Source organism: Photorhabdus khanii NC19, from assembly GCF_000517265.1.
Taxonomy (GTDB): domain Bacteria; phylum Pseudomonadota; class Gammaproteobacteria; order Enterobacterales; family Enterobacteriaceae; genus Photorhabdus; species Photorhabdus khanii.
On record NZ_AYSJ01000014.1, the window covers coordinates 113,805 to 133,740 of the forward strand.

The 19,936-nt window shown below is 44.7% G+C and carries 18 protein-coding genes; 6 read left to right on the top strand and 12 right to left on the bottom strand.

Translation table 11 applies throughout. The annotated features are described in order from the left end of the window. Positions 1-25: 25 nt before the first annotated feature. The 12 genes from PTE_RS16110 to PTE_RS16165 all read right to left on the bottom strand — a co-directional run bounded on the left by PTE_RS16110 (position 26) and on the right by PTE_RS16165 (position 13,210). Positions 26-2,953, bottom strand: a complete 2,928-nt coding sequence (locus tag PTE_RS16110; protein WP_036848746.1) for a hypothetical protein — start codon at positions 2,951-2,953, stop codon at positions 26-28. Continuing rightward, on the bottom strand, positions 2,946-5,135 hold the full coding sequence (locus PTE_RS16115) for a baseplate J/gp47 family protein (RefSeq protein ID WP_036848748.1): 2,190 nt from the start codon (positions 5,133-5,135) through the stop codon (positions 2,946-2,948). The genes PTE_RS16110 and PTE_RS16115 overlap by 8 nt, the downstream gene beginning before the upstream one ends. Positions 5,136-5,219: 84 nt before the next feature. Then, positions 5,220-5,645, bottom strand: a complete 426-nt coding sequence (locus PTE_RS16120; RefSeq protein ID WP_036848751.1) for a hypothetical protein — start codon at positions 5,643-5,645, stop codon at positions 5,220-5,222. Further along, positions 5,642-6,064 (bottom strand): GPW/gp25 family protein, encoded by a 423-nt coding sequence (locus PTE_RS16125; protein WP_036848754.1) that lies wholly within the window; start codon positions 6,062-6,064, stop codon positions 5,642-5,644. The genes PTE_RS16120 and PTE_RS16125 overlap by 4 nt, the downstream gene beginning before the upstream one ends. A gap of 10 nt (positions 6,065-6,074) precedes the next feature. Next, entirely contained in the window at positions 6,075-7,691 is a 1,617-nt protein-coding gene (locus PTE_RS16130; protein WP_036848757.1) for a phage baseplate assembly protein V, read from the bottom strand. Beyond that, the gene (locus PTE_RS16135; RefSeq protein ID WP_036848760.1) at positions 7,688-8,380 is read right to left on the bottom strand and encodes a CIS tube protein; all 693 of its coding nucleotides are present in this window, start codon (positions 8,378-8,380) and stop codon (positions 7,688-7,690) included. The genes PTE_RS16130 and PTE_RS16135 overlap by 4 nt, the downstream gene beginning before the upstream one ends. Then, positions 8,377-8,574, bottom strand: a complete 198-nt coding sequence (locus PTE_RS16140; RefSeq protein WP_036848763.1) for a DUF5908 family protein — start codon at positions 8,572-8,574, stop codon at positions 8,377-8,379. The genes PTE_RS16135 and PTE_RS16140 overlap by 4 nt, the downstream gene beginning before the upstream one ends. Continuing rightward, positions 8,571-9,029, bottom strand: coding sequence for a phage tail protein (locus PTE_RS16145; RefSeq protein WP_036848766.1), 459 nt, complete (start codon positions 9,027-9,029; stop codon positions 8,571-8,573). Before PTE_RS16145 ends, PTE_RS16140 begins: the two co-directional genes overlap by 4 nt. A 15-nt stretch (positions 9,030-9,044) precedes the next feature. Next, positions 9,045-10,265 carry a phage tail sheath family protein gene (locus PTE_RS16150; RefSeq protein WP_036848769.1) on the bottom strand — a complete coding sequence of 407 codons (1,221 nt, stop codon included), beginning with the start codon at positions 10,263-10,265 and terminating at the stop codon, positions 9,045-9,047. Between the two features lie 48 nt (positions 10,266-10,313). Next, positions 10,314-11,669 (bottom strand): phage tail sheath family protein, encoded by a 1,356-nt coding sequence (locus tag PTE_RS16155; RefSeq protein ID WP_036848772.1) that lies wholly within the window; start codon positions 11,667-11,669, stop codon positions 10,314-10,316. 11 nt (positions 11,670-11,680) lie between these two features. Next, entirely contained in the window at positions 11,681-12,745 is a 1,065-nt protein-coding gene (locus PTE_RS16160; RefSeq protein WP_036848775.1) for a phage tail sheath family protein, read from the bottom strand. A gap of 15 nt (positions 12,746-12,760) precedes the next feature. After that, positions 12,761-13,210: a phage tail protein gene (locus PTE_RS16165; protein ID WP_036848778.1), complete on the bottom strand. Its 450-nt coding sequence runs from the start codon at positions 13,208-13,210 to the stop codon at positions 12,761-12,763. Positions 13,211-13,879: 669 nt separating this feature from the next. On the opposite strand from PTE_RS16165, the gene PTE_RS16170 reads away from it, so the two are divergent. From PTE_RS16170 to PTE_RS16195, 6 genes are all read left to right on the top strand, one after another. Then, positions 13,880-15,622, top strand: a complete 1,743-nt coding sequence (locus PTE_RS16170) for a Hint domain-containing protein (RefSeq protein ID WP_036848781.1) — start codon at positions 13,880-13,882, stop codon at positions 15,620-15,622. 614 nt (positions 15,623-16,236) lie between these two features. Then, complete coding sequence (locus tag PTE_RS16175) at positions 16,237-16,806, top strand: type 4 pilus major pilin (RefSeq protein ID WP_036848783.1); 570 nt, start codon at positions 16,237-16,239, stop codon at positions 16,804-16,806. 110 nt (positions 16,807-16,916) lie between these two features. Continuing rightward, positions 16,917-17,711, top strand: a complete 795-nt coding sequence (locus tag PTE_RS16180) for a prepilin peptidase (RefSeq protein WP_036848786.1) — start codon at positions 16,917-16,919, stop codon at positions 17,709-17,711. 95 nt (positions 17,712-17,806) lie between these two features. After that, positions 17,807-18,997 (top strand): shufflon system plasmid conjugative transfer pilus tip adhesin PilV, encoded by a 1,191-nt coding sequence (gene pilV / locus PTE_RS16185; RefSeq protein WP_081738252.1) that lies wholly within the window; start codon positions 17,807-17,809, stop codon positions 18,995-18,997. Further along, positions 18,985-19,509, top strand: a complete 525-nt coding sequence (locus PTE_RS16190) for a hypothetical protein (protein WP_036848793.1) — start codon at positions 18,985-18,987, stop codon at positions 19,507-19,509. The genes pilV and PTE_RS16190 overlap by 13 nt, the downstream gene beginning before the upstream one ends. An 82-nt stretch (positions 19,510-19,591) precedes the next feature. Next, complete coding sequence (locus PTE_RS16195) at positions 19,592-19,933, top strand: toxin co-regulated pilus biosynthesis Q family protein (RefSeq protein WP_036848795.1); 342 nt, start codon at positions 19,592-19,594, stop codon at positions 19,931-19,933. The last annotated feature ends 3 nt before the right edge of the window (positions 19,934-19,936 follow it).

Below are 19,936 nucleotides of genomic sequence, written 5' to 3' on the forward strand. Positions count from 1 at the left end.
AATTGTGATTAGTAGATATTTTTGCTTATTCGTTCTCTTTCGGAACATAGAACAATTCATTCTGGATTATCTTTTTGGTATTCCACTCATCGTTGTTTTCACCGACAACTTCCTCTCTTTGGTGCGGTGTAGCAATTTGCATTGTTCCTATGCCTTTTAAAGCAGAAGGTAATGTACCTAATGTCAGGCTTTCCAGAATCGAATAGGCAGAATCACCCAAAGGTGCACCATTATTTTGCCAACGTTGATAAGTCATGCCGAAATTTAAAAATGCGTCCCGATCCATCCAGTGAATAATCATAGAAATATGGGCAGGGAACTCGGTAAGAATGGTTTCTTTAACCCATTCTTCTAGTTTATAGGGATCAACACCGGGCATGTTAATTGAATCACTGTTTACGACTACGCTGATAACAAATGAGAAACGATCGGTTTTTTCATAATCCTTACCTGAAAAATACCAACTGTATCGCCGGGCTTCTTTCGGAGCAGGGAACTTCAATGTCGAACTATTCTGACGTTCAATAATCAAGGTACCCTTGATGCGATCAAAGCTGACAACTTTTGCATACAACTTTTCTGATTCATCTGCATATTCCTGTGTAACTCCTGTTACCCCTAAATGTTTGGTCAGGGTAATTTCATTACCTACCGCAATCAGGGACGGGAAGGGGGTGTATGCTGTGCGGGTCAGACGCCGCTGGTTGTCAGGCAATGGCTGGTCATTCAGGGATTGATCACTATCGTAGGCCAGACGGTAGTTCATATCTTCCATCCAGACCACGCTGTTTTGCCAGAACAGTTTTTCCGCGTTGTCAGCGGCTATTATCCGTTCCAGATTGTATTCCAGTTGCGTACTATTACCCACGTCCAGCCAAAACTGATCTTCCTCGGCTTTGACTATCATCTGACCACGCACTGTAAATTGGGTGTTGCCCTGTTCGCCTTCACAGAGGATTAAATTGATCACTTGCCCCTGTCTCAGCTTGCCATTAATACTGTCTTGCTTAATCACCAGATAAGGCGGTTTTTTGGTCTGGCTCTCTTCCTCTTTCTCTTCTTCTTCCTCTTTCTCTTCCTTATATACACAGTCCGGCTTCTGCTTTGTATCAAACTGGCTATTGGGCTTGATTGGCAGCAATGCCCGGTGTTCCACCAGATAAAAAGGCAGTTTGCTCAGATTCAGATCAGGCTTCGGTTTAAACAGATCATCGCCTAACCCTATACGGGCAGCAATGCGCTTTTGCAGCGAAGAAACCTGATCAATTCGAATGTTGGCACGGTGATAAGTTAATGTCGGTTGTTGAGCCAGATAGCTCTGTTGCACAGTGAGAAAATCATCGATGGGGGTGGTAAAGGTATGTGGCGCCCGTTCAGTGCCAAAATAGCCGAGCAGGTAATTGACGATATCCAGTTCGTGATCGCTATCGAGGGCGATCTGTTTTAACAGTGCCTTTAATGCAGGGGCGTAATCCTGATGGGCTTCATCATTGACAGAACCCGGCTTAAACGGCCACTGATCACCCCAGACTTCATATCCCTCGCGCTCAAAAGCCAACAATTTCGGCAGCATGGCAATTTGCTGGCAACCACAAGCCAGCATTTGTTCAAATGGCAACATAAACTGATGAAGTGACAACAGGCGTTGAACATGTTCACTCTCAGACAAGGGTTGTTGTAACCCATAGCAAGCGGGCAGCGTATCGCTGACGGGATAATAACTAGCTACATCGCGATGCCGACCGTAAGCCAATACCACAGGTTCATTCTGAATCAAAGGTGGATTAGGTAAACTGTTCTGAATTTGTTTTTCATCAACCGTAACGCTGATCCCGCCTTTGGCGATCACCCTGAGCGGGCCATCCTGTTGTGCCAATTGATGGAGCGGATCTTGACCCCACAAGCGAGGGTAATAGCCTTCTTTAATTGACCATGACCAGCTATCCTCTTTGATCGGTTCAATCAAGGTCTTGTCAAAACTATCGTCCAACTGAAGGCGATTCACATTCTGAATACCCTTAATCTCAAGCAGTTTATTAACCAGCCGGCTAAGATTGAGTATGATCCGTTGCGTATAGTCACGGGCTGTCGGCAATTCAGGGATCCAGCCATGTTGCAACTGTGGCCCTTCAAAGATTTCATCATTGTACATTCCGGCATCTTGCAGTGTTTCAGTGCGGTAACGCTGTGCCTCAGGCATCAGATACTGCTCTGCGGTGCTATAGACGGCCGCGAAAATACCGGCGACATCCTGTACATCATCACCCAGTTCGATATCCAGTAATAGCGGAAAATCAACCGGTTGTGACCAGATAATCTGACTGACTGACTCCCCGATATTGCGGTTATCGGTTAAAAAATCCTTCAATTGTTGGGTGGCGGTGGCTTTGTTCTTTTCTGTATAACGGCTGGGTTCCAGATAAAGCCAGTAATTTCCCCGCAATACAAACTCTTTCACATTTTCACTATCACCCTTTTGGAAACTATATTCCCTTGTGTCCGGATTATACCAATAGGTATACCCCAGATTTTCCGGTTCACGTATCAGTTGCACATTACGGAACAGAAAATCTTCTTTATTCTGTAGAGTAGTTTCCCCTGCCCAGTCGCTGCTATGCAGGTCCAGCAACGCTCTCCGATAATCATCGGTAGTGATTGGCCCACAAGTCAGCGTCTTATGAGGGCCAAATTCAGCGGGAAAAATTCCGTCTTGCTGGATCTGGTTATCTGGGGCAGGAGTCAGTAAATCTGCCAGGGGAAGGGTGTGACGGTAAGCCAAATCTGACACACCGTAACTGAGTCCTTCCAGAAAGGTGATGCCGGGGTCGTGTTCCGCCGTGTCGCTCCACAGTTTTCCGGCCTGTTGCCCAACCACCTGATGGGCTTGTTCCAGTAAGGTATCAAAGTGAATATCGTCTTTCACTTTATGAAACAGTGCATCTTGATTATTCATCGTTATTTCCTCGGCATTGCAGCTTATTGTCTGCTTCCCAGACTAAAATCAGCACCTCATTATCTTTGGCTTCCACCGATACGGTGATATCACTGCCTTTAGCCGCATCCGCCCGACACAGTGTCAGACAGGTGACCCGCTCAACCAGCGGCTGCTGTTGAATGGTCGCCAGTAACTGGTAATAGTTAATGTTGTTATTCAACATAACGGGTCGCTGCTCATCGACGCTCCAGGGCATATACGCCTCACTGAGTTGCTGCCGTAGCTGGCGATAGCCAAAATCGTTGTTAACATCCGGCTTAAAAACCACCGTGTAATTAATGTTCACATCAACATATTGGGGATTGTTGATCTTAATCTCAGCCCAGGAAGAGGCTTTTTGCTGTAACCACTCGGCCATTTCTTGCAGACGTGCCGGGTTTAGTACCGGACGCAAAGGGTCATCGCTGTCGTTGTATCGGTTGGCAGGAATGATTGTCAGTTTCTGTTCCTCCAATGTCGGTACTCGGGTGAGTTCATCATTGCCTGGGTACTTAACATCAAAGATGCTGACATAACGCTCTTTTAACAGTGTCGCCATATTGTCCCAAGTTAAGGCTCGGTTACGGTGGGACAGGTGTTGAGCTCCCCGTTCAAAAAAAGCGCTGTCGGTTTCCGGTACACGTCCATTCCATGACGCCCAAGGCTGGCTGATTGAAGCCACGACAATGATGGGTTCAACCGGACGCTGAATAGTGCCTGCCGGTAATGGCGTTAAGAAATGGCTGTGACTGATGTTATCGGCATTCACCAATGTTGCTGTCAGGGCGTTATAGATCAGACCGTATAACCAAGGGCTTTTTCCCCATGAGCCGTTATGTGTGGGGATAACCACGATTGCCTTTAACCAATAGCGTCCCGCTGGCATCTTTGTTGCCTGTTTGGAGGCGTCAGCGGGCAGTACAACCTGCCAGGTGCCATCCTGATACAAATGTTTGGTTTCATCATTGACCCACGCATCCAATGCAGCCCATTGATTTTCTTGATTCAGGTAATACCAGGAAACTTTTTCGGGTTGCTGCGGTGATTTTAATTTCCAATATAGCGATAAGGTCTGTCCCGGCTCGACGTCAGTGATACCGAGATATAACGCGGGGTTTGCTTCCAATGGCTCAATCTCATGACTATAACCAAAGGGGGTGATGTGATACGTTTCGAACGAGGCTTTATCTACGGCCTCTTGCACTTTGAGTTCGGTCACCGTGGGCAGTGCCTGGCTGTCTTTTCCCTGTAGCCGGAGTACTGGCTGGGTGAAAACCAGGTTATCCAGATCCTCTGGCGCACTGATTGCCGGCTCTTTATCCGAAAGTGTCAGGATAACTTCTTTTGTATTTTTCCCGTGAGTTAACATTAAGGCCAGCCATTGGTTGCCACTGCTGATTTGTGCCAGCAAACTTTGGTTGTCTATGTCTTTCTCAAAGGTAACAGTTATCTTTCTGGTCCCTTCTTCCATCGCCAACTGTGCGGAAGTGATCAACACACCGCCCAGCACAGATTTATCCTGATCCGTTTCACTGAATAACCGTATCCCATCAGATGGCAATGCTATCTGTGCCTGTAAATCCCAGGGGGTCGCGCTAACCCATTGCTGCTGTTCTTTATGCCGTAACCAGTACAAGTCACTGATATAGCCTCGGTTCGCCAGTAAATTGGCATCCAGCGCATATTGCAGGGCATTGCCTTGTTCATCTTGCTCCGCTTCAAACAAGGTGCCTTTAGTGAGCAGTTGCTCTGTGACGGTTGAATTCAGTTCCACCGACAAGGCAACCTGATCGGGTTGTGCCGGGCGGGGGGACAGCCCCAAAAGCGCCCGATAATAGAGATTGCGATGAGCCGCAGGTAAGGTATTCAATAAGGAGATTGGTGTTTCCAATAATCGTAATACCGCTAATAGAAAAGCTTGATGAGGTAATAATTCCCCATTGGCTTCGATTTCCCCTTGATATAATTCAGCCAGTTTCTCCGGCGTATTATTCGCCATAAAGAAAAAGTCATTCCAATGTTTATTGCCCTGATTGAAGGGAATGATTTTGGTGTACTCTTCAATATATTGGAGTAATTGCAAACTGGTTCGATTATATAATTTAAAACCGTTCGTCGGCATCAAGTCTGACAATGTATTATTTAACTCAGTTAATTCCATAATATCACCTGTGTGGCACAGAGATTCCTCTGTGAATAAAGGATTATTCACACTGTTTAATTTCGGTTTGTTTCAGCCAATGCCTTAATTCACGGTGGCAAAATTTTGTTGAGTGATAAAACTGCCTTTGCCCGATGAAGGCGTTGTAACATCCGGTTGCGGCGGGTTCACGGTATTATTGATGGCGGGTGATTGAGGCGTAAACATGGCTGTAAACTTCTGCCCCTTGATAATTAAGGCCGCGCCACTGGTACATTGAAGGGCTTGCTGGCTGGCATCCAACGCACTGATGGTAATGGTGCCGGTTCCCGGTGTTGTATGCATTGCTGTGATATAGGTTGCAGAAACCCTGACTTGTTTCTCATCCCCCAGAATGCAGACTTTCTTGCCGTTTACCTGCGCATGTCCTTTACCGCTGATCTTACCCGGGCTGGAAACCGTCACCTGTCGATTTCCAAAGTTGGGATCAAACTGGAGTATGTCACCGTCTGTCACAATGGACTCACTCATACCACCTCCATTACCCGACCTTCACTCAGTGCCAGTGTTCCCTGAATTTGCTGATTGATATCGCTTCCCCGCAGGCGGTACATGACCTGCACTTGCAGGGTATTCTTGCTGTTTGGTGATTGAAGAACTTGGATATCCGTAATATCCGCCCGTGATTCATAACGCAATACGCTGTCATGGATACGGGATTCAATTTCAGCAAACAATTCGTTGCGGATATTTTCAAACATAAAATCATTTAATCCGCAGCCATAATTTTCGCGCATCAGGCGCTCCCCCGGCTCAGTGCTGAACAGAATGTGCAAACTCTGGCGCACATCTTCCGCCCCCTCAGCCATTTCCACCCCCTTTTCAAGGGAAAACGCGGGAGGGAACGCCCAACCACGACCATAGAGTTGTGTCAGTATTTGGTTTTCCATTGTTCACCTTTCACTGGGTAAGATTAATTTTGGCACCTTTGATTTCAACACTGTTTTTGCCGGACAGATTGAGCGATTTATCCATTTGGGCATTCATTGTCTGCGCTTTCAGTGTTAATTCTTTTTTCGTTGATAGAGAAATATCTTTATCCTGTTGGAGCGTGATTTGATTATCTCCCGCATTGATTCGGATAATTTTTTCTTTGCCATTGATGACAATTTGTTGTTGGTTTTCACCTTGTTTAATCACCAAAATTTTTTCCTGATTATCTTGGGTAGGTTCTAAAGGTGCTTTATTTTTCGGATTGTGCATTGCCCCCAGAATCACCGGATAACGTGGATCACTTTCAAAGAATCCGACAATCACTTCGTCACCGGGTTCCGGGTAAAAACAGAAACCGCTTTCGTGGCTGGCGTAAGGTTTCCCTAGTCTTGCCCACAGAAATTCATTCGGGCGATTCAACACCGGCAAAATAATCGGAATGCGGTTCAAGGCTGCCTTGTCCTGCTGATACTTTGCTACTGTCGCAATATGCAGTTCGGGGGCATCGGGCAACACGGGCAGATATTCCTGTTGTAAGCCCATGCTCAGGGTGGTTTCCCAATCAATTCGCCGGTTAAAACGATGGCGAACCGCAGTAATGCTGGCTGTACCATCCAATTGTGAACCAAATCCCGTTAATTGAATGTTATCCCCTAACTGATAACGCCCATCGCCTTTAAGCCGGAATTCGCCTGTGACGCCAGAAACACGCTGATTCAGCAATAGTCCCTGTGCCAGATAGCCGCTTTCTTGGGTGGTTAACGGACTGCTGTAGCGAATATCCCAACTTGTTTTATTCAAAGACGCCAGCCTATCAGGGGAGAGTGCCGCTTTCCCCACGGCAACACTGCCGTAGCGGCCACCTGACAACTCCTGTTGTTTACTGATATCCCAGCCACTGACTTCCAGTGAAGCGGGGTTAAGATGATTGTCAAACTGCCAGCTTGCATCTTTGACGACGATATCTTTTTTCTCATCCCCCCGGTTTTTCAGGGTATAGGTTGAGTTAGATTTCAGGGATTCAGGTTGGACAAGTCGGGCGCCTTCTGTCGTGGGTAACAGCCATACGCCAGTGGCTGATAGCCGACACAGCAGAAAACGCCAGTCTGAACAGCGAAATTGCACCATCTGCTCATGCTTTTGATCTAACGCGGCTATCTGTTCAAAGTGAGCCTTGATGCCAGCCTGATTCAATAGGGTGTTTAAGACGGATTTTTCGTTGCTGTCTTTAAACAGTTGTGAATGTTGGGTATCCACCATCAGTTGCAAGCGATGTTTGACGAGCAACGTGAGCAATAATTGCTTATTTTTGATCTTCAACGTGTTACGGGTAATCAGGCCGTTAAACAACACCGATTTCCGGCCGCCATCAGTCACTTCCAGACGCAGGGTTTTGCCTACTTGACAATGGGCCAGTTCTGCCTGTACATCTGTCTGGCTGAAAGAGGAAAGTGGCCTGTCCGGCAGGCTGAATTTCAGCGTTGCCGAAGGGATGCTGTTAACACGGTAATAGGTATCCACATCGACGGCGGCCAAAAGAGACAATACCTTGCCATCTGCAATAATTTTCAGTTGATGGCTCATGGTGCGTCTTCTCCTTTGGTGGCCTGTAATATTTCACCCGGTACAAACCCATTGAGGTTATCCAGACCGTTTTGCCAGGCCAGTGTCAAATAATCGACGCCGCCGGACAGAGTTGATGCCGTACTCGCTGCCATCAGCGCCAGCGATGCGCCATCTTGTACCCGTAAGGCGATTTTTGCCGGCGATTTCAGGTTCTGTTCTGTCTCCTGCAAGACCAGACTTTCATCCGCCACCAGTGTCAGGATAACCCGCGCCCGCAAGGGAGTGGCATCACGATCAAACAAGGAGTAACTCACAGACAGATCTTTCGCCCTGCCGGCAAAATAACCGCGATTTTCCCAACGCATTTTTCCCCATTTAATTTGCAGGAACCGCGTTTCACTACTGGTGGCATCCACGCTGCACAGTTGTTTGAGCTGCATTAGCTGTGCTTCAACGGGGGTTTTGTTACCCGGCATCGTGGCATCAAAAATCAGCTCAAGGGATAACTCTGGGGGCCTGGTCTGTACATAAGTACTGCTTTGTTTCTCGCTATTAATAGCCTGGGATTGTTGATAATTCGTTTGATAATCCAGTTGCAGGGAATCGGGGTTATACATGGCTTGCACGGTGCCTGCCCGTATTTTTCCTTCCCTGTCTTTATAAGCATTAATGGTCAGCTTCGCTAAACCACGTTCAATCAGACTCATGGACGCCACCCTTCCTCATCGCGTAATGCGGCCAACACTTCGCGTTTAATTTTTTCAATCAAGGTTGCTTCATCCAGACTTTCCTGAATCAGCGAATGGCCTTGTTGGTCTGATTCAGTCGCTTGCGTTGGTCGTATTGGAGCTGATGACACCACTTTTGCCTGAATGATTAACTCTCTGATTTCTACTGTCATACTTTGACTCCCAACCAGCACATATCCTGATAGCGTAGTTCAAGGGTATTCACCAAAATGGCGTTGCTGTTCGCGTCAAAGTCGCCGGTTTGCCAGCGTACCGGCAAGGCATTGCTCAGTGTCCAACTGGATACGGGCAATAAATTTTCGTTTAACAGCATAATCACCACATCTGCATAGGCGATTTTTTCTCCGCGCAATACGCGGTCAAACATCCAGGTCAAAGGAGAAACCGTCATCACGCCACGTTCCAGCGTTAATGTGCCGTGTTGGATCTTCTCGGCCAGATAGTTATTGCGGGCGTTTTCGCCGCCTTGACTGTGCTGGGTCACCTGAAGCTCCCGACTCAGGCCGGAAATGCGCTGAAAGCGGATATCCAGCGGATCGGGAATGCCATTAAAAATAAAACTCGCCATAAAACGGTGGGATACCACGGGGGTGTAATAATCGTTCATTGTGCTCTTTCCTTCTTAAGACAAAAGTGCTCCCGTTTGGGTATCAAAGACCAAACTGATCTCAATAAATTCAGCGGGAGACAATACGGCTAGGGCGACTTTCATAACCATTTTCCCGGCACGGATATCCTCTTCGGTCATCGTCTCATTTACCCCTAACAGCACAGTAAATGCCTCATCTTCCTGTGATCCGTACAAGCCGCCCTGTAACCACAATTGCCGTAACCAGTTGTAACTTTGCCCCTTGCATTTCATCCATGTCAGTTCGTTATTGGGTTCAAAGATGTACATACGGGCCAATTGCGCCAAATGTACGGTGACATAAGAAACCAGACGCCGGGTTTGCAGGTAACGCCATGGCGTATTATTGGTGTTTTCCAGCGTGCGGCATCCCCATACGCGTATGCCTTTGCCGGGGAAACTGCGGATCAGATTCAGCGAGGCGCCATCCGGGTTAAAGAGTGCATTCGCTTCAATATAAGAGCGGACCGGGCTAATCACTTTGGCTAACGCGATGTTGGCGGGGGCAGTCCATACGCCTTGTTGGTTATCGTTACGCTGGATGACGGCAGCCACTGCGGCGGTCGGTGAAAGCACGATAAAGTTTTGTTCTTTATCCTGATCCGGATAGGCACTGTTTAGCCTTGGCCAGTATACGGCACCCCATTGTCGATCATTTGAGGAAAACTGCGCTAAACATTTCTTTGCCAATTCAGGATTATCCGGGGCATCCAGTAATCCCATGATGCCGCGTCGGCTCTTGCAAAGATCGAGTACGGATTGCCAGGACTGTAGCCAAAATTGAATTTTTTTGTGTTGAGCTATGCCTACTAAATCAGGATCGTCCATCTGATTAAGGTAGACAAGATCAGGGACGACGATCAGCGTGATTGCGCTCTCTGCGGTAATCGCTTGTTTAACCCAATCCTGTTGCAGTGTGGTGGTCAACGATTGAAAATCATTTAGCTGTCCATTAAGACCTAGTGACAATACATAGGCTTGCTGACCGCCGTTGTCAAAAAAGTGACGCACGGAATAGTACATTAATCCCGTCTGTTTAAATGACAGGGTAAAATCGGCCAGGCTATTGAGTTTGATGGCGGTTTTATCACTGGCCTGGTTATTTTCAGCAGGTTGGGTATAGCCGATAAAAACTGGTATACCGACAAATGCCTCATCTTGTTTCTGAGATATCAGGTTCTCCGTGATGGTGACGCCGGGCTGTGTTATTTCCATTCTTGTTTCCTCAATAGAACAGGCGCGGCGAACCGCGCCTCAGTAGGGTTACTGTGTTACATTTTGCGAAAATTGCAGGATAATAAATTCAGCCGGGCGTACGGCAGCCATACCGATTTTGACGATCATCTTCCCTTGTTTAATATCGTCGTCAGACATGGTGATACCTTTACCAATCTGGACAAAATAGGCTTCATCTGGTTTAGTTCCTGCTAAACCACCCTGTTGCCACAGTCGATACAGATAGTTATTGATGGCGCTACGTACTCGTTCCCAGGTGGGTTGGCTGTTGGGCTCAAAGACGGCAAATTGCATTGCCTGCTTGATATCGCGTTCTGCGCTATTAAATAAACGTCGAACTGGAATGTAGCGCCAGTTATCATCATTTTGCAGAGTACGTGCGCCCCACACGACAAAGCCTCGATTATTGAAATAGCGGATGGCATTGATGCCTAATGGATTCATGGTGCTTTGGTCATCATCGGTGAGTCTTTCGGTAACATCACTAATCCCGTTAAGCACAACATTCGCTGGTGCTTTCCAGACACCACGGCTGGCATCAGTGGCACAATATATGCCAGCCATGACAGCACTGACAGGAATGGTGTTGTCGCTGGAGGCTATTTCGTCCTGTATTGCTTGAACCGCTTGTTGGTAGACAGTTGGGTTTTTCTCTTTGAGTTGCGCCAGGTTTTTGACTTCATCGGGTTTTGTTTTTGCATCTTGATAACCTGATACTGCTATCTGGCTATCTTCTGCTTGGATAAGTTGTGAGACTTTAACTGCCGGATAATACGTTGCGGTTTGTGATGCTACGTTAGTACTGGGTAAGGTTGTTTTGTCCTTGTTGTCAGCGATAAGGAAATAGCCGGCATTTAATAAAGAGGTTAGGCTGCCATATATCGCCTTCTGGTTATAATCACTTTCTTTAAGGCAGACTATCAGTGTAATTTCTAAAGCCTGTTCAATTAATTCAGGGATTGAGTCCAGAAATCCTTCTGTTAAATGACTTGGTCGTGGCAGGATATAACAAGGCCCTCCACCATTTTGGAAATAAAGTTTTAAAGCATCACTGCTTGTCGTGTAGGTATCGGCATTGACATCGTAATTGTAACCGGTGCTTTCATCTTTGGCTTCTGTATTACCTTCTTCTTTTCCGGGAGTAGGAGGCACTGGATTAGGCGCAGTTGATGTGATTTCTACCGACGTAATACAACCTACATTAAACAGATTAGTAAAATCCAGCCAGCTATTAACGCGTGTTACTTGTGGTATTGGATTGGTTTTTTTTGGCGAAAAAACGCCAATAAAAATGGGTATTGCCGTGTTCCCCTGATTAACAGAAAGGTTTAATGAAGTATCTTCTTCAATATAGACGCCAGGATAAGTCGGTATTGTTGGCATGTTGCCTCCAATTATTGAGTGGTGTTCTGTGTAAACTGCAAGATAATGAACTCTGCTGGACGAACCGCTGCCATACCGATTTTGATGATCATTTTTCCCTGTTTGATATCGTCATCGGTCATGGTGATATCTTTGCCAATTTGAACAAAGTAAGCTTCATCTGGTTTATTTCCCGCTAAACCACCTTGCTGCCACAGACTATACAGATAGTTATTGATGGCACTGCGTACTCGTTCCCAAGTCGGTTGGCTGTTGGGTTCAAACACCGCGAAGCTCATGGCATTTTTAATATCCCGCTCCGCGCTGTTAAACAGGCGGCGAACCGGGATATAACGCCAGTTATCTCTGTCCTTAAGAGTACGAGCGCCCCATACCAGTGTGCCGCTCTTAGGAAAGGTGCGGATCATATTTAGTGCTTTATCTTTGTTATATTGTCCTTGCAGCTCATCAGTCACCGGATATTTAGGTTGTAATCCACCTTGAATAGCCACGTTAGCCGGTGCTTTCCAGACGCCACGGGTGCTATCGACAGAGCAATAGACACCAGCAATAGCAGCACTTGGGGGAATATCGATAGTAGTAGTCCAATCGGCGGTTAACCAGGGGTAGTAAACGGCAGCAAAAGGATTTGGGTCATAATCGCTGTTGGGTGTGCCATCGGATTTTAACTCTGTGGTAGGACCATCAAAAATAGCAAATAAACCTTTGCCCGGTTTGCAAAGTGTACTTACAGCAGTAGTAATATCTTCTCCGGCTGCAATCAGCAATGTCACATCGTCAAGTTTTGGCACTTGTTTTTCTAAATCTGTGGTTTTGACCAGATAGCAATATCCACCACCGTTAATAAAATAAGCGCGCAGTGAGATATCAAGTGTATTGGCAGGATCAAATTGTTTATCTTTTAGTGTCAGATATTCCAGCCAGTTACTAATGCGAATATAGGGCTTATCTGATATTAATGGATTGCTATCTGCGACAGCAAAAACAGGCACTGCCGTTGCACTGGAACTAACGGAGAGTGACAGAGAAGCGTCTTCTTCAATATAAACACCGGGGTAGGTCGTTGATGTGGTCATAAAATCTCTCCGTTATTAAGCCGCTTGAATGGTTACACGATCTGCTGTCAGGGCTATTTCCTGAACAGCGATTTCATTGCTGGTGGCATCAAAATTGGGGGAGGTGTATGAGGTCGGGAAGGCATTCGCTACGTTCCAGGTCATTAAAATTTCGGTGCCGGCTTCATTGGTTAGGCTAATTGCAATATCTTTCTTCTCAACTTGATTAAGTTGAATAGAATTAATCCAATCAAACAGTTTAGTGTCGCCAGGGAAGACTCCCTTACGCAGGGTAATATTGATCGATTGACGTTGGCCAGGCATTTTATAGTAATTACCGGTGCCATCTTTATATTCGATGACATCATAATGAACATCAAGCCCGGAAACATTGTTAAATGGGATTTGCTCGTCACCAACTGAAACAACAAATCGATAAGTAGGAATGGGATATTCAACAGCGATTTGTTCTGAATTTATAGCCATGATTCTTCCTTTATTAGTTATTGATGTTTAAAATTTAAGAAAATTACTATTATTTTTTACTAGCATTGAAAATATGGGTATGGCTACCGCAATAATCTGATTATTAAAGGTTATTATTCATGATGGATATTCTTTTGATTTGTGAAAATAATTTTTATTTTATTCATATCATTAATTAACAAAGTGATTCAAGATAAGTTTTTTAATAATGTTACATAACCGACATTTTTATATAATTTGTAATAATTAAGTCTGATTATTGAAAACGGTGGGTGATATTAAATGTCTGTGAATTTTTTATTTCACTATGAAGGAAGGAGTTCATGATAAGTTAATTATCTGGAATAAACTTATATTGGGATATCTGCTGTGCTTAAAGTTAATAAAACTCATCCAATGTTTTGAGTACACAGCCCAGTAGATAGTTGTGCGAAAATTTTTTCATAAGGCAGGAGAATATAAAAAACTTGACGTTTTATTACAAATGACCATTAATTATATATATGATTTTAGTTTCAATATGTTTTCCCTTTAATTAATAATTTTAAGATGAAATTATAATATTAATATACTACCTATCAGTTTAAAGTTCAACAAATAGCGATTTGTAAATAAAGTTTGTGTAATGTTTTTGACTTAAGAAATCTTTATTATCTCATAGGAAAAATTATGGCTCTATACAAAAGAGTATTTGTTTTTTTTATCATACTGCTCACCCCTATAATCTCATGCCTTGCTGATACGAAACTTGATACATTATCTATAGATGATTATAAGGCCGTATCTGAACTTTTAGATAGTATTAAGGTAAATAATAAACCTAAAGTGATAAATCTAACTATTCCATCTCATAAAAAGGGGTATATAGCTCTGTTACGCTACGGTGGTATTACTGAACAGAAGTATCCTGATGTTTTTAAGGATATTGAGACGATAAAAGCAAAGCAACATGCACTGATTAAGAGTGGGAAATCGCTTGAAATACATCGCTCGAATAAAGATCCTGAAAATTTTTTCGGGCAGGCTGTAATAGTACCTTCTAAAGATTATAAATCAATTTCAGCTACAGTTTTTAATTCTCTTTACTATCCTGATCCTTCCCTTCCTTCATCGTTCCAAGACACACTTGTGGTTTTTGCACTTGATAAAGATAAAAAATCTAGACAGCTAATCGCATCAGGTTCAAGCAGTATAGAGGGTAAGGAAGTACGGAGCCATACAACGGAAGCCGTTTCTGAAGAAGATATACCTAATGGTATTAATAATCCTAATCAATCTTCTGTTATCGCTGTTTCAACATATCAGGGAAAAATAAATGGAATAAGTATCAGTGACGGGCCAATTATGATGAAATCAAATATACTTGATTTCGACGATGTTCCAAAAGAGATGTATAATACGGCACCGACTCGTGTAAAAAATATGGATCCAGATCAACCGATAATCGTTTGTCTAAATAGAGAAAACTCTGAGCGAAATACTCCTGATGCTTGCGATTATGGTCCAATGACGCCAAAGTTGCCAAATAAGAAGACATATATCAATATGGAAATCATTGGCAGTGTTGAATTCCATGACTATATTCTGATTGATGAGAATAGAAAGCCTAAGGGAACCAAGAGATTACCAATACACGCAGATTTGACGTTGGTTGGCCTTGATACTGGTGGTGGATGTAAGGTAAGAGCAATTGATGAAAATATATTTTGGGAACATGTGACGGTTGATGAAAGCGGTAAAAAATTGACATGGGATTTCTCCAAAGACTCAGGCTACGCTAATTTTGGGTCAATATGCTGGAAAAATAACGAGAAGTATGTATTGGATTTACAGGTTACTATTCTCACAACTCCTGATAAGTCTGATAAGCAAGCATATCCTATTCAATTCACTTATACTAATCATCCCGGAAGTACTCCGTCTGATTTACAATTCATTTACCCACCAATTAACATTCAATATGGTTGTATTGCTGAAGGTACATTAATAGATATGGCTGATGGTTCTAAGAAGAAGGTTGAAGATATACGTCCAGGTGATAAAGTCCTAACAAAGCAAGGCGGTATATTACAAGTGAAAAGCCGTATTGTAGGCCATGATACCGAATTTGTTGATTTAATTTATAATAACGGTGAAAAAGTTTCATTGACGCCAACGCATCCTGTTGCAACATTACGAGGAATAGTAAAAGCCGATGAACTTAAGATCGGTGATACAATATATACACGTGGTGGTCAAACTACCCTTAGCTCAGTTAAATTGAGAAACACAGATCCATTAAACGTGTATAATTTCGTGTTAGAAAAAACAGATGATAAAAGTCAATTATTACCTGAAGATGCCTTGCTTTTCGCTGGTGGCATTTTAGTCGGTGATAATAACCTGCAAAGAAAGGTATCGATAGCAAATTGATATCTCAGATCGTTGACAAACCCTATTGAAAAGATAGGGTTTGTTTTTTAGTCATAGAAAATTTCAAACATCATTTTTGGCAGTTGACGAGTTTTTGGTGGCTTCAAAATCCTGTTCAACGGTTTTTCCAGCATTAAGTTGGTGGATTTTATCTGCCGATAATAGAGCTGTATCCCCCACCCCCCATTTTCATAAAAATGTGATCTGTGACAAACGCTTCACAACAGTAACGCTTAACAACAACCCTGCTAAATTAATTAAAAATATTTACAAATAATCATTTCTAACTAATTGACAGAATAAAATCCTTTGGTTTTTTAATGAGCTATATCATTAGTTTTAATCGATACTCACGATGGAAATTAATATATTTGATAGTTTTTAACGATCAATTGTGTGATTTTTGAACGTTTTAAACAATTTTATTTTTCAAATTATAACTTATAATATTAGTTTCAATTTGAAATATTACAATTTTATGAATATTTCAATGTATGTAATTATAACGTATATGTTTTATTTCTTTTTGTAAGCATGTGAGTTTTCAGTTCAAGCGGCAGTTCTGAAGTCGCGCGTTGGAGCGCGTCTATCATTTTGATTTTGGAGTTATCAGCATGAATAAGAAAGTCAGTGTGTTACTTAAAGCCAGGCGGCAATCGGGTTTTACTTTGATTGAAGCGTTGGTTGTGATGATTGTTGGTATTGTGATATTAGCCGCAGCCGCAGCGGGGATTGGTAAGTTGTTCCGGGCTTCGGAAATTTCGACAGAATCGTCGAATATTACTCAGATGGCAGCAAATTTGAAATCAATTAAAAATGGTGCCAAAGGCTATGACAGTTTGGATAACAAAATTGCCATCCATTATAAGGTTGTTCCGGCCAATATGACTCAGGATGGTACCAGCGGAATTATTTTTAATAGTTGGAATGGCAAGGTGCTTATTTCGCCGGGAGATGCTACCGCTCAGACGTTTAAGATTGAGTATCAAAATGTGCCTGATGAGGCTTGCCAGCAACTTTCGTTGAAGTTGCGGGTGGCGGGTTGGTCGAAAATGACCGTCGGTGGTGGCGGGAAGGGGCAACAGTCGGCCACGGAAATTAAGCCGGATTCGACGTTGGCGCAAATTAATACTGCATGTAATGCCAATGATGCCAATACGGTGACGTTTATTTCTGCCAGTTAGGTCAGTTATTGATTCTTTATGTGATGGGTAGCTTGAGGGGCTTGTGGAAGGCTTTCAAGCTACCTGGCGGGTTTTGATCTGTTTTGCGCTAATTGTGCCGGGAGATGATCATGGTGACCGAGTGGCTGCAATCTTCGACTGGGTGTCTGGTCCTGGTGGTTGGATTACTGGGATTATGTGTCGGAAGTTTTCTAAATGTCGTGATCTTTCGCCTGCCGATCATGATTTTTTCTGAAATCAATAATGAGGTGGCTGGCTTTAATCTCTGTTTTCCCGGTTCGCATTGCCCACGTTGCAGTCACACGTTGGCGGTCCGCGATAACATTCCCCTGTTGAGCTATATGTGTCAGAAAGGGCGTTGTCGATATTGTAATGGGATGATTTCAATACGCTATCCGCTGGTTGAAGGAACGGTGGCGCTGCTTTTCTCTTTGCTGGCTTTAGATATGGGCTGGAGTTACTCGCTGTTGGGGCTATTGGTGCTGAGTTCTTTGTTGGTAGCGCTGGCGGTCATTGATTTCGAATATTTGTTGCTGCCGGATCAACTGACACTTTCTTTGTTGTGGCTGGGGCTGCTGTTCAATCTGCAATCTGCCGGATTTGTGGCACTGCCTTTGGCCGTGAGTGGCGCGGTTTGTGGATATCTGTTTTTTAGGCTGGTTGAGTGGAGCGCCCGGCGATTGACTCAGCGTGATGCATTGGGGATGGGGGATGCCAAATTCCTGGCGGCGCTGGGTGCCTGGTTGGGGGTGGAAGCGCTGCCATCCGTGGTTTTGCTGGCGGCAGAGTTCACGTTGATAAGTTATCTGGCGATTCGCTGGCTGCGCAAAATGAAAACACCACAAATATCTTTCGGGCCAGGTTTGGCGATGGCTGGGTTAGTTGTGGCGTTTTTCCATCGATAGCCGGATATGAGCGCAGCACCCTTGGGCAGAATTCTCTTTTGGGTAAAGAGTCCATCGGATGAAATAGATGTTGATACTTTTAAGAAGGGCTGTTTATGCATGATGAATCTGTATCCATATTAACAATACGCCGCCGTAATGCAGGTTTCACTTTGCTGGAAGTGACGGTTGTACTGATGGTGTTGGCATCAATGATGGTGGTTGGTGTGGTTTATCTGAACAGGCAGAGTGATATGCTGGTTAATCAGGTAGTTGCCGGGCAGATCCAGCATCTTGGCGATGCAGTGGCGGATTATGTGAATGATAATTACACCGCTTTAAGTCAGGGGCCCACGCCGGCACCTATCAATTGGGCAGAGATGCTCCCCTATTTACCCCCGGGACTGAACCAGAATACGGTCAATCCGCTGGGTCAGAAATATGATGGCGTATTACGTGTTGTCATGTTGCCCAATGGCAAGAAACGCATTGATCCATTGATTTACACCGTTCCGGCAATGGCTGACGGCAAGCCGCCGGACGTTGCTGGTCATTCGATGAAAATCGCACAGTTGATTGGTGTTGGCGGTCTCTACCTGGATTACCGGGATCGTGACAGTCATAATCCGGCCACTTATTGGAACAGCTACGGTCAGGTCAATGCGCTTGAATCTTTTGCCGGTTTTTTCAATGAACAACCTAATGAAATCGGACGCATTTTTTATGCTCCGTTCATCCGGGACGCGGCAACCTATGGGCCAGGTACATTAGCCGGTGATTTGCTTCACCGGCAAAAGATAGATGGTCATCCAGAGTGGAATAGGATGGAAACCAGCATCAATATGGGCGGCAATAGACTCGATCAGGTGGATACGCTGTCGATGAAAGGCGCTGGTGTTGTTGATGGTGTGAATAAGATGGTTTTCTCTTCCCGTTTTCAGGAAAAGCAATCTTATGTTGCGCAAGGTGATGATGGGAAAATTGTTGTCAATCCAGCACATGGTACGTTGTTTATCTTGGATGGCAACGCCAGTGCTAATAGAAAAGGCACCCTGGCCGTCGGTGATGTTCATGCAGATAAGGATGTGGTTGTCGGTAACAATTTAGTGATAAACACCAAAACCGGAAGTTTTGCTGGTGGCAGTTGTCCGGCTTTGGGGAATGTCTCCATGAGTAAGCAGGGAGAATTGTTGGTGTGCCAGCAAACAAGCACCGGTATTCCCGTGTTGCGATGGAAAGAGGCGACCGGAGGCGGGAGGTTGTTTACGAAACAGACGGTTATAGGAGAACAAAAATGTGGCCATTAGCTATTGTTGGGATCGTCATTGTATTTTTCATGCAACTGATTTTCGGCCAGTTATTGCATGAAGTCCGTGTGCAAGCGGTGCGGGCCAGAACGGATGTGGCGGCGTTGTTTCGTAGTTATGCTTCAACCCGTGAGCAACTGCTTAATCATCATGCGCAGGGAGAGGTCAGGCGTCGGAAGATGCGGCAGGTCTTGACCGCAATGCACATGGAGTGGGTGAACACTGATGCCTGGTGTGACAACTTTTCTGGCAAGTGTCTCTGGGGAGCCTTTATCTCAGGGTCCCATGTCTATATTTTCCGCAAAAATATCAGCTACGGCGACAATGTGCTGCTGCATGGCGCTTTCGCAGAATTGCTGAGATGGGGGGCGGAACCCGATCAGATCGGTTTCAAGAGCGGTTCCAGGCTGATCGACGGCAGAGGAAAACGAATAGGCAGCCCGCTTGCCAGACAATTACCCGATGGTGTCCGGAAATTTATATCTGACGGCGCGCTGGTGGAAATACTGTAGTTGCTGTTCGGCAAGTGGGCTTTTTTGGGTAACTAACTGATTAATAGGTTGTTTGGCTACTTCTTTTTCTTTGGAAAGATCAATGAACAAAATAATCGCATCTGTTTTTACGGCGCTTGTCTGTCTGTCAAATGTCGCCGTTTGTGCAACACCGGTGCCAACGCCGGCTCCTTTGGCTGCGGTGTGGACTGCAACTCCAGGGCAAACTCTGCGTAATGTTACGCAAGCATGGGCAAGCAAGTCCGGCTATGAAGTGGTATGGGATGCCTCCTATGATTTTCCGATCCGGGCTGGCCTGCGTTTCAAGGGGACGTTTATTCAGGCGATGAGTGATCTATTCGACGCTTACACGATGGCGAACCGTCCTTTTACCGTTGATATTTATCAGGAGCAGCGGCTTGTTCATGTACAGGCGCAGGGGTAATAA

What these genes read in the sequence shown, in the direction of transcription:
- PTE_RS16110 (WP_036848746.1), bottom strand. Translation starts at nt 2,953, where the DNA reads ATGAATAATCAAGATGCACTGTTTCATAAAGTGAAAGACGATATTCAC.
- PTE_RS16115 (WP_036848748.1), bottom strand. Translation starts at nt 5,135, where the DNA reads ATGGAATTAACTGAGTTAAATAATACATTGTCAGACTTGATGCCGACG.
- PTE_RS16120 (WP_036848751.1), bottom strand. Translation starts at nt 5,645, where the DNA reads ATGAGTGAGTCCATTGTGACAGACGGTGACATACTCCAGTTTGATCCC.
- PTE_RS16125 (WP_036848754.1), bottom strand. Translation starts at nt 6,064, where the DNA reads ATGGAAAACCAAATACTGACACAACTCTATGGTCGTGGTTGGGCGTTC.
- PTE_RS16130 (WP_036848757.1), bottom strand. Translation starts at nt 7,691, where the DNA reads ATGAGCCATCAACTGAAAATTATTGCAGATGGCAAGGTATTGTCTCTT.
- PTE_RS16135 (WP_036848760.1), bottom strand. Translation starts at nt 8,380, where the DNA reads ATGAGTCTGATTGAACGTGGTTTAGCGAAGCTGACCATTAATGCTTAT.
- PTE_RS16140 (WP_036848763.1), bottom strand. Translation starts at nt 8,574, where the DNA reads ATGACAGTAGAAATCAGAGAGTTAATCATTCAGGCAAAAGTGGTGTCA.
- PTE_RS16145 (WP_036848766.1), bottom strand. Translation starts at nt 9,029, where the DNA reads ATGAACGATTATTACACCCCCGTGGTATCCCACCGTTTTATGGCGAGT.
- PTE_RS16150 (WP_036848769.1), bottom strand. Translation starts at nt 10,265, where the DNA reads ATGGAAATAACACAGCCCGGCGTCACCATCACGGAGAACCTGATATCT.
- PTE_RS16155 (WP_036848772.1), bottom strand. Translation starts at nt 11,669, where the DNA reads ATGCCAACAATACCGACTTATCCTGGCGTCTATATTGAAGAAGATACT.
- PTE_RS16160 (WP_036848775.1), bottom strand. Translation starts at nt 12,745, where the DNA reads ATGACCACATCAACGACCTACCCCGGTGTTTATATTGAAGAAGACGCT.
- PTE_RS16165 (WP_036848778.1), bottom strand. Translation starts at nt 13,210, where the DNA reads ATGGCTATAAATTCAGAACAAATCGCTGTTGAATATCCCATTCCTACT.
- PTE_RS16170 (WP_036848781.1), top strand. Translation starts at nt 13,880, where the DNA reads ATGGCTCTATACAAAAGAGTATTTGTTTTTTTTATCATACTGCTCACC.
- PTE_RS16175 (WP_036848783.1), top strand. Translation starts at nt 16,237, where the DNA reads ATGAATAAGAAAGTCAGTGTGTTACTTAAAGCCAGGCGGCAATCGGGT.
- PTE_RS16180 (WP_036848786.1), top strand. Translation starts at nt 16,917, where the DNA reads ATGGTGACCGAGTGGCTGCAATCTTCGACTGGGTGTCTGGTCCTGGTG.
- pilV (WP_081738252.1), top strand. Translation starts at nt 17,807, where the DNA reads ATGCATGATGAATCTGTATCCATATTAACAATACGCCGCCGTAATGCA.
- PTE_RS16190 (WP_036848793.1), top strand. Translation starts at nt 18,985, where the DNA reads ATGTGGCCATTAGCTATTGTTGGGATCGTCATTGTATTTTTCATGCAA.
- PTE_RS16195 (WP_036848795.1), top strand. Translation starts at nt 19,592, where the DNA reads ATGAACAAAATAATCGCATCTGTTTTTACGGCGCTTGTCTGTCTGTCA.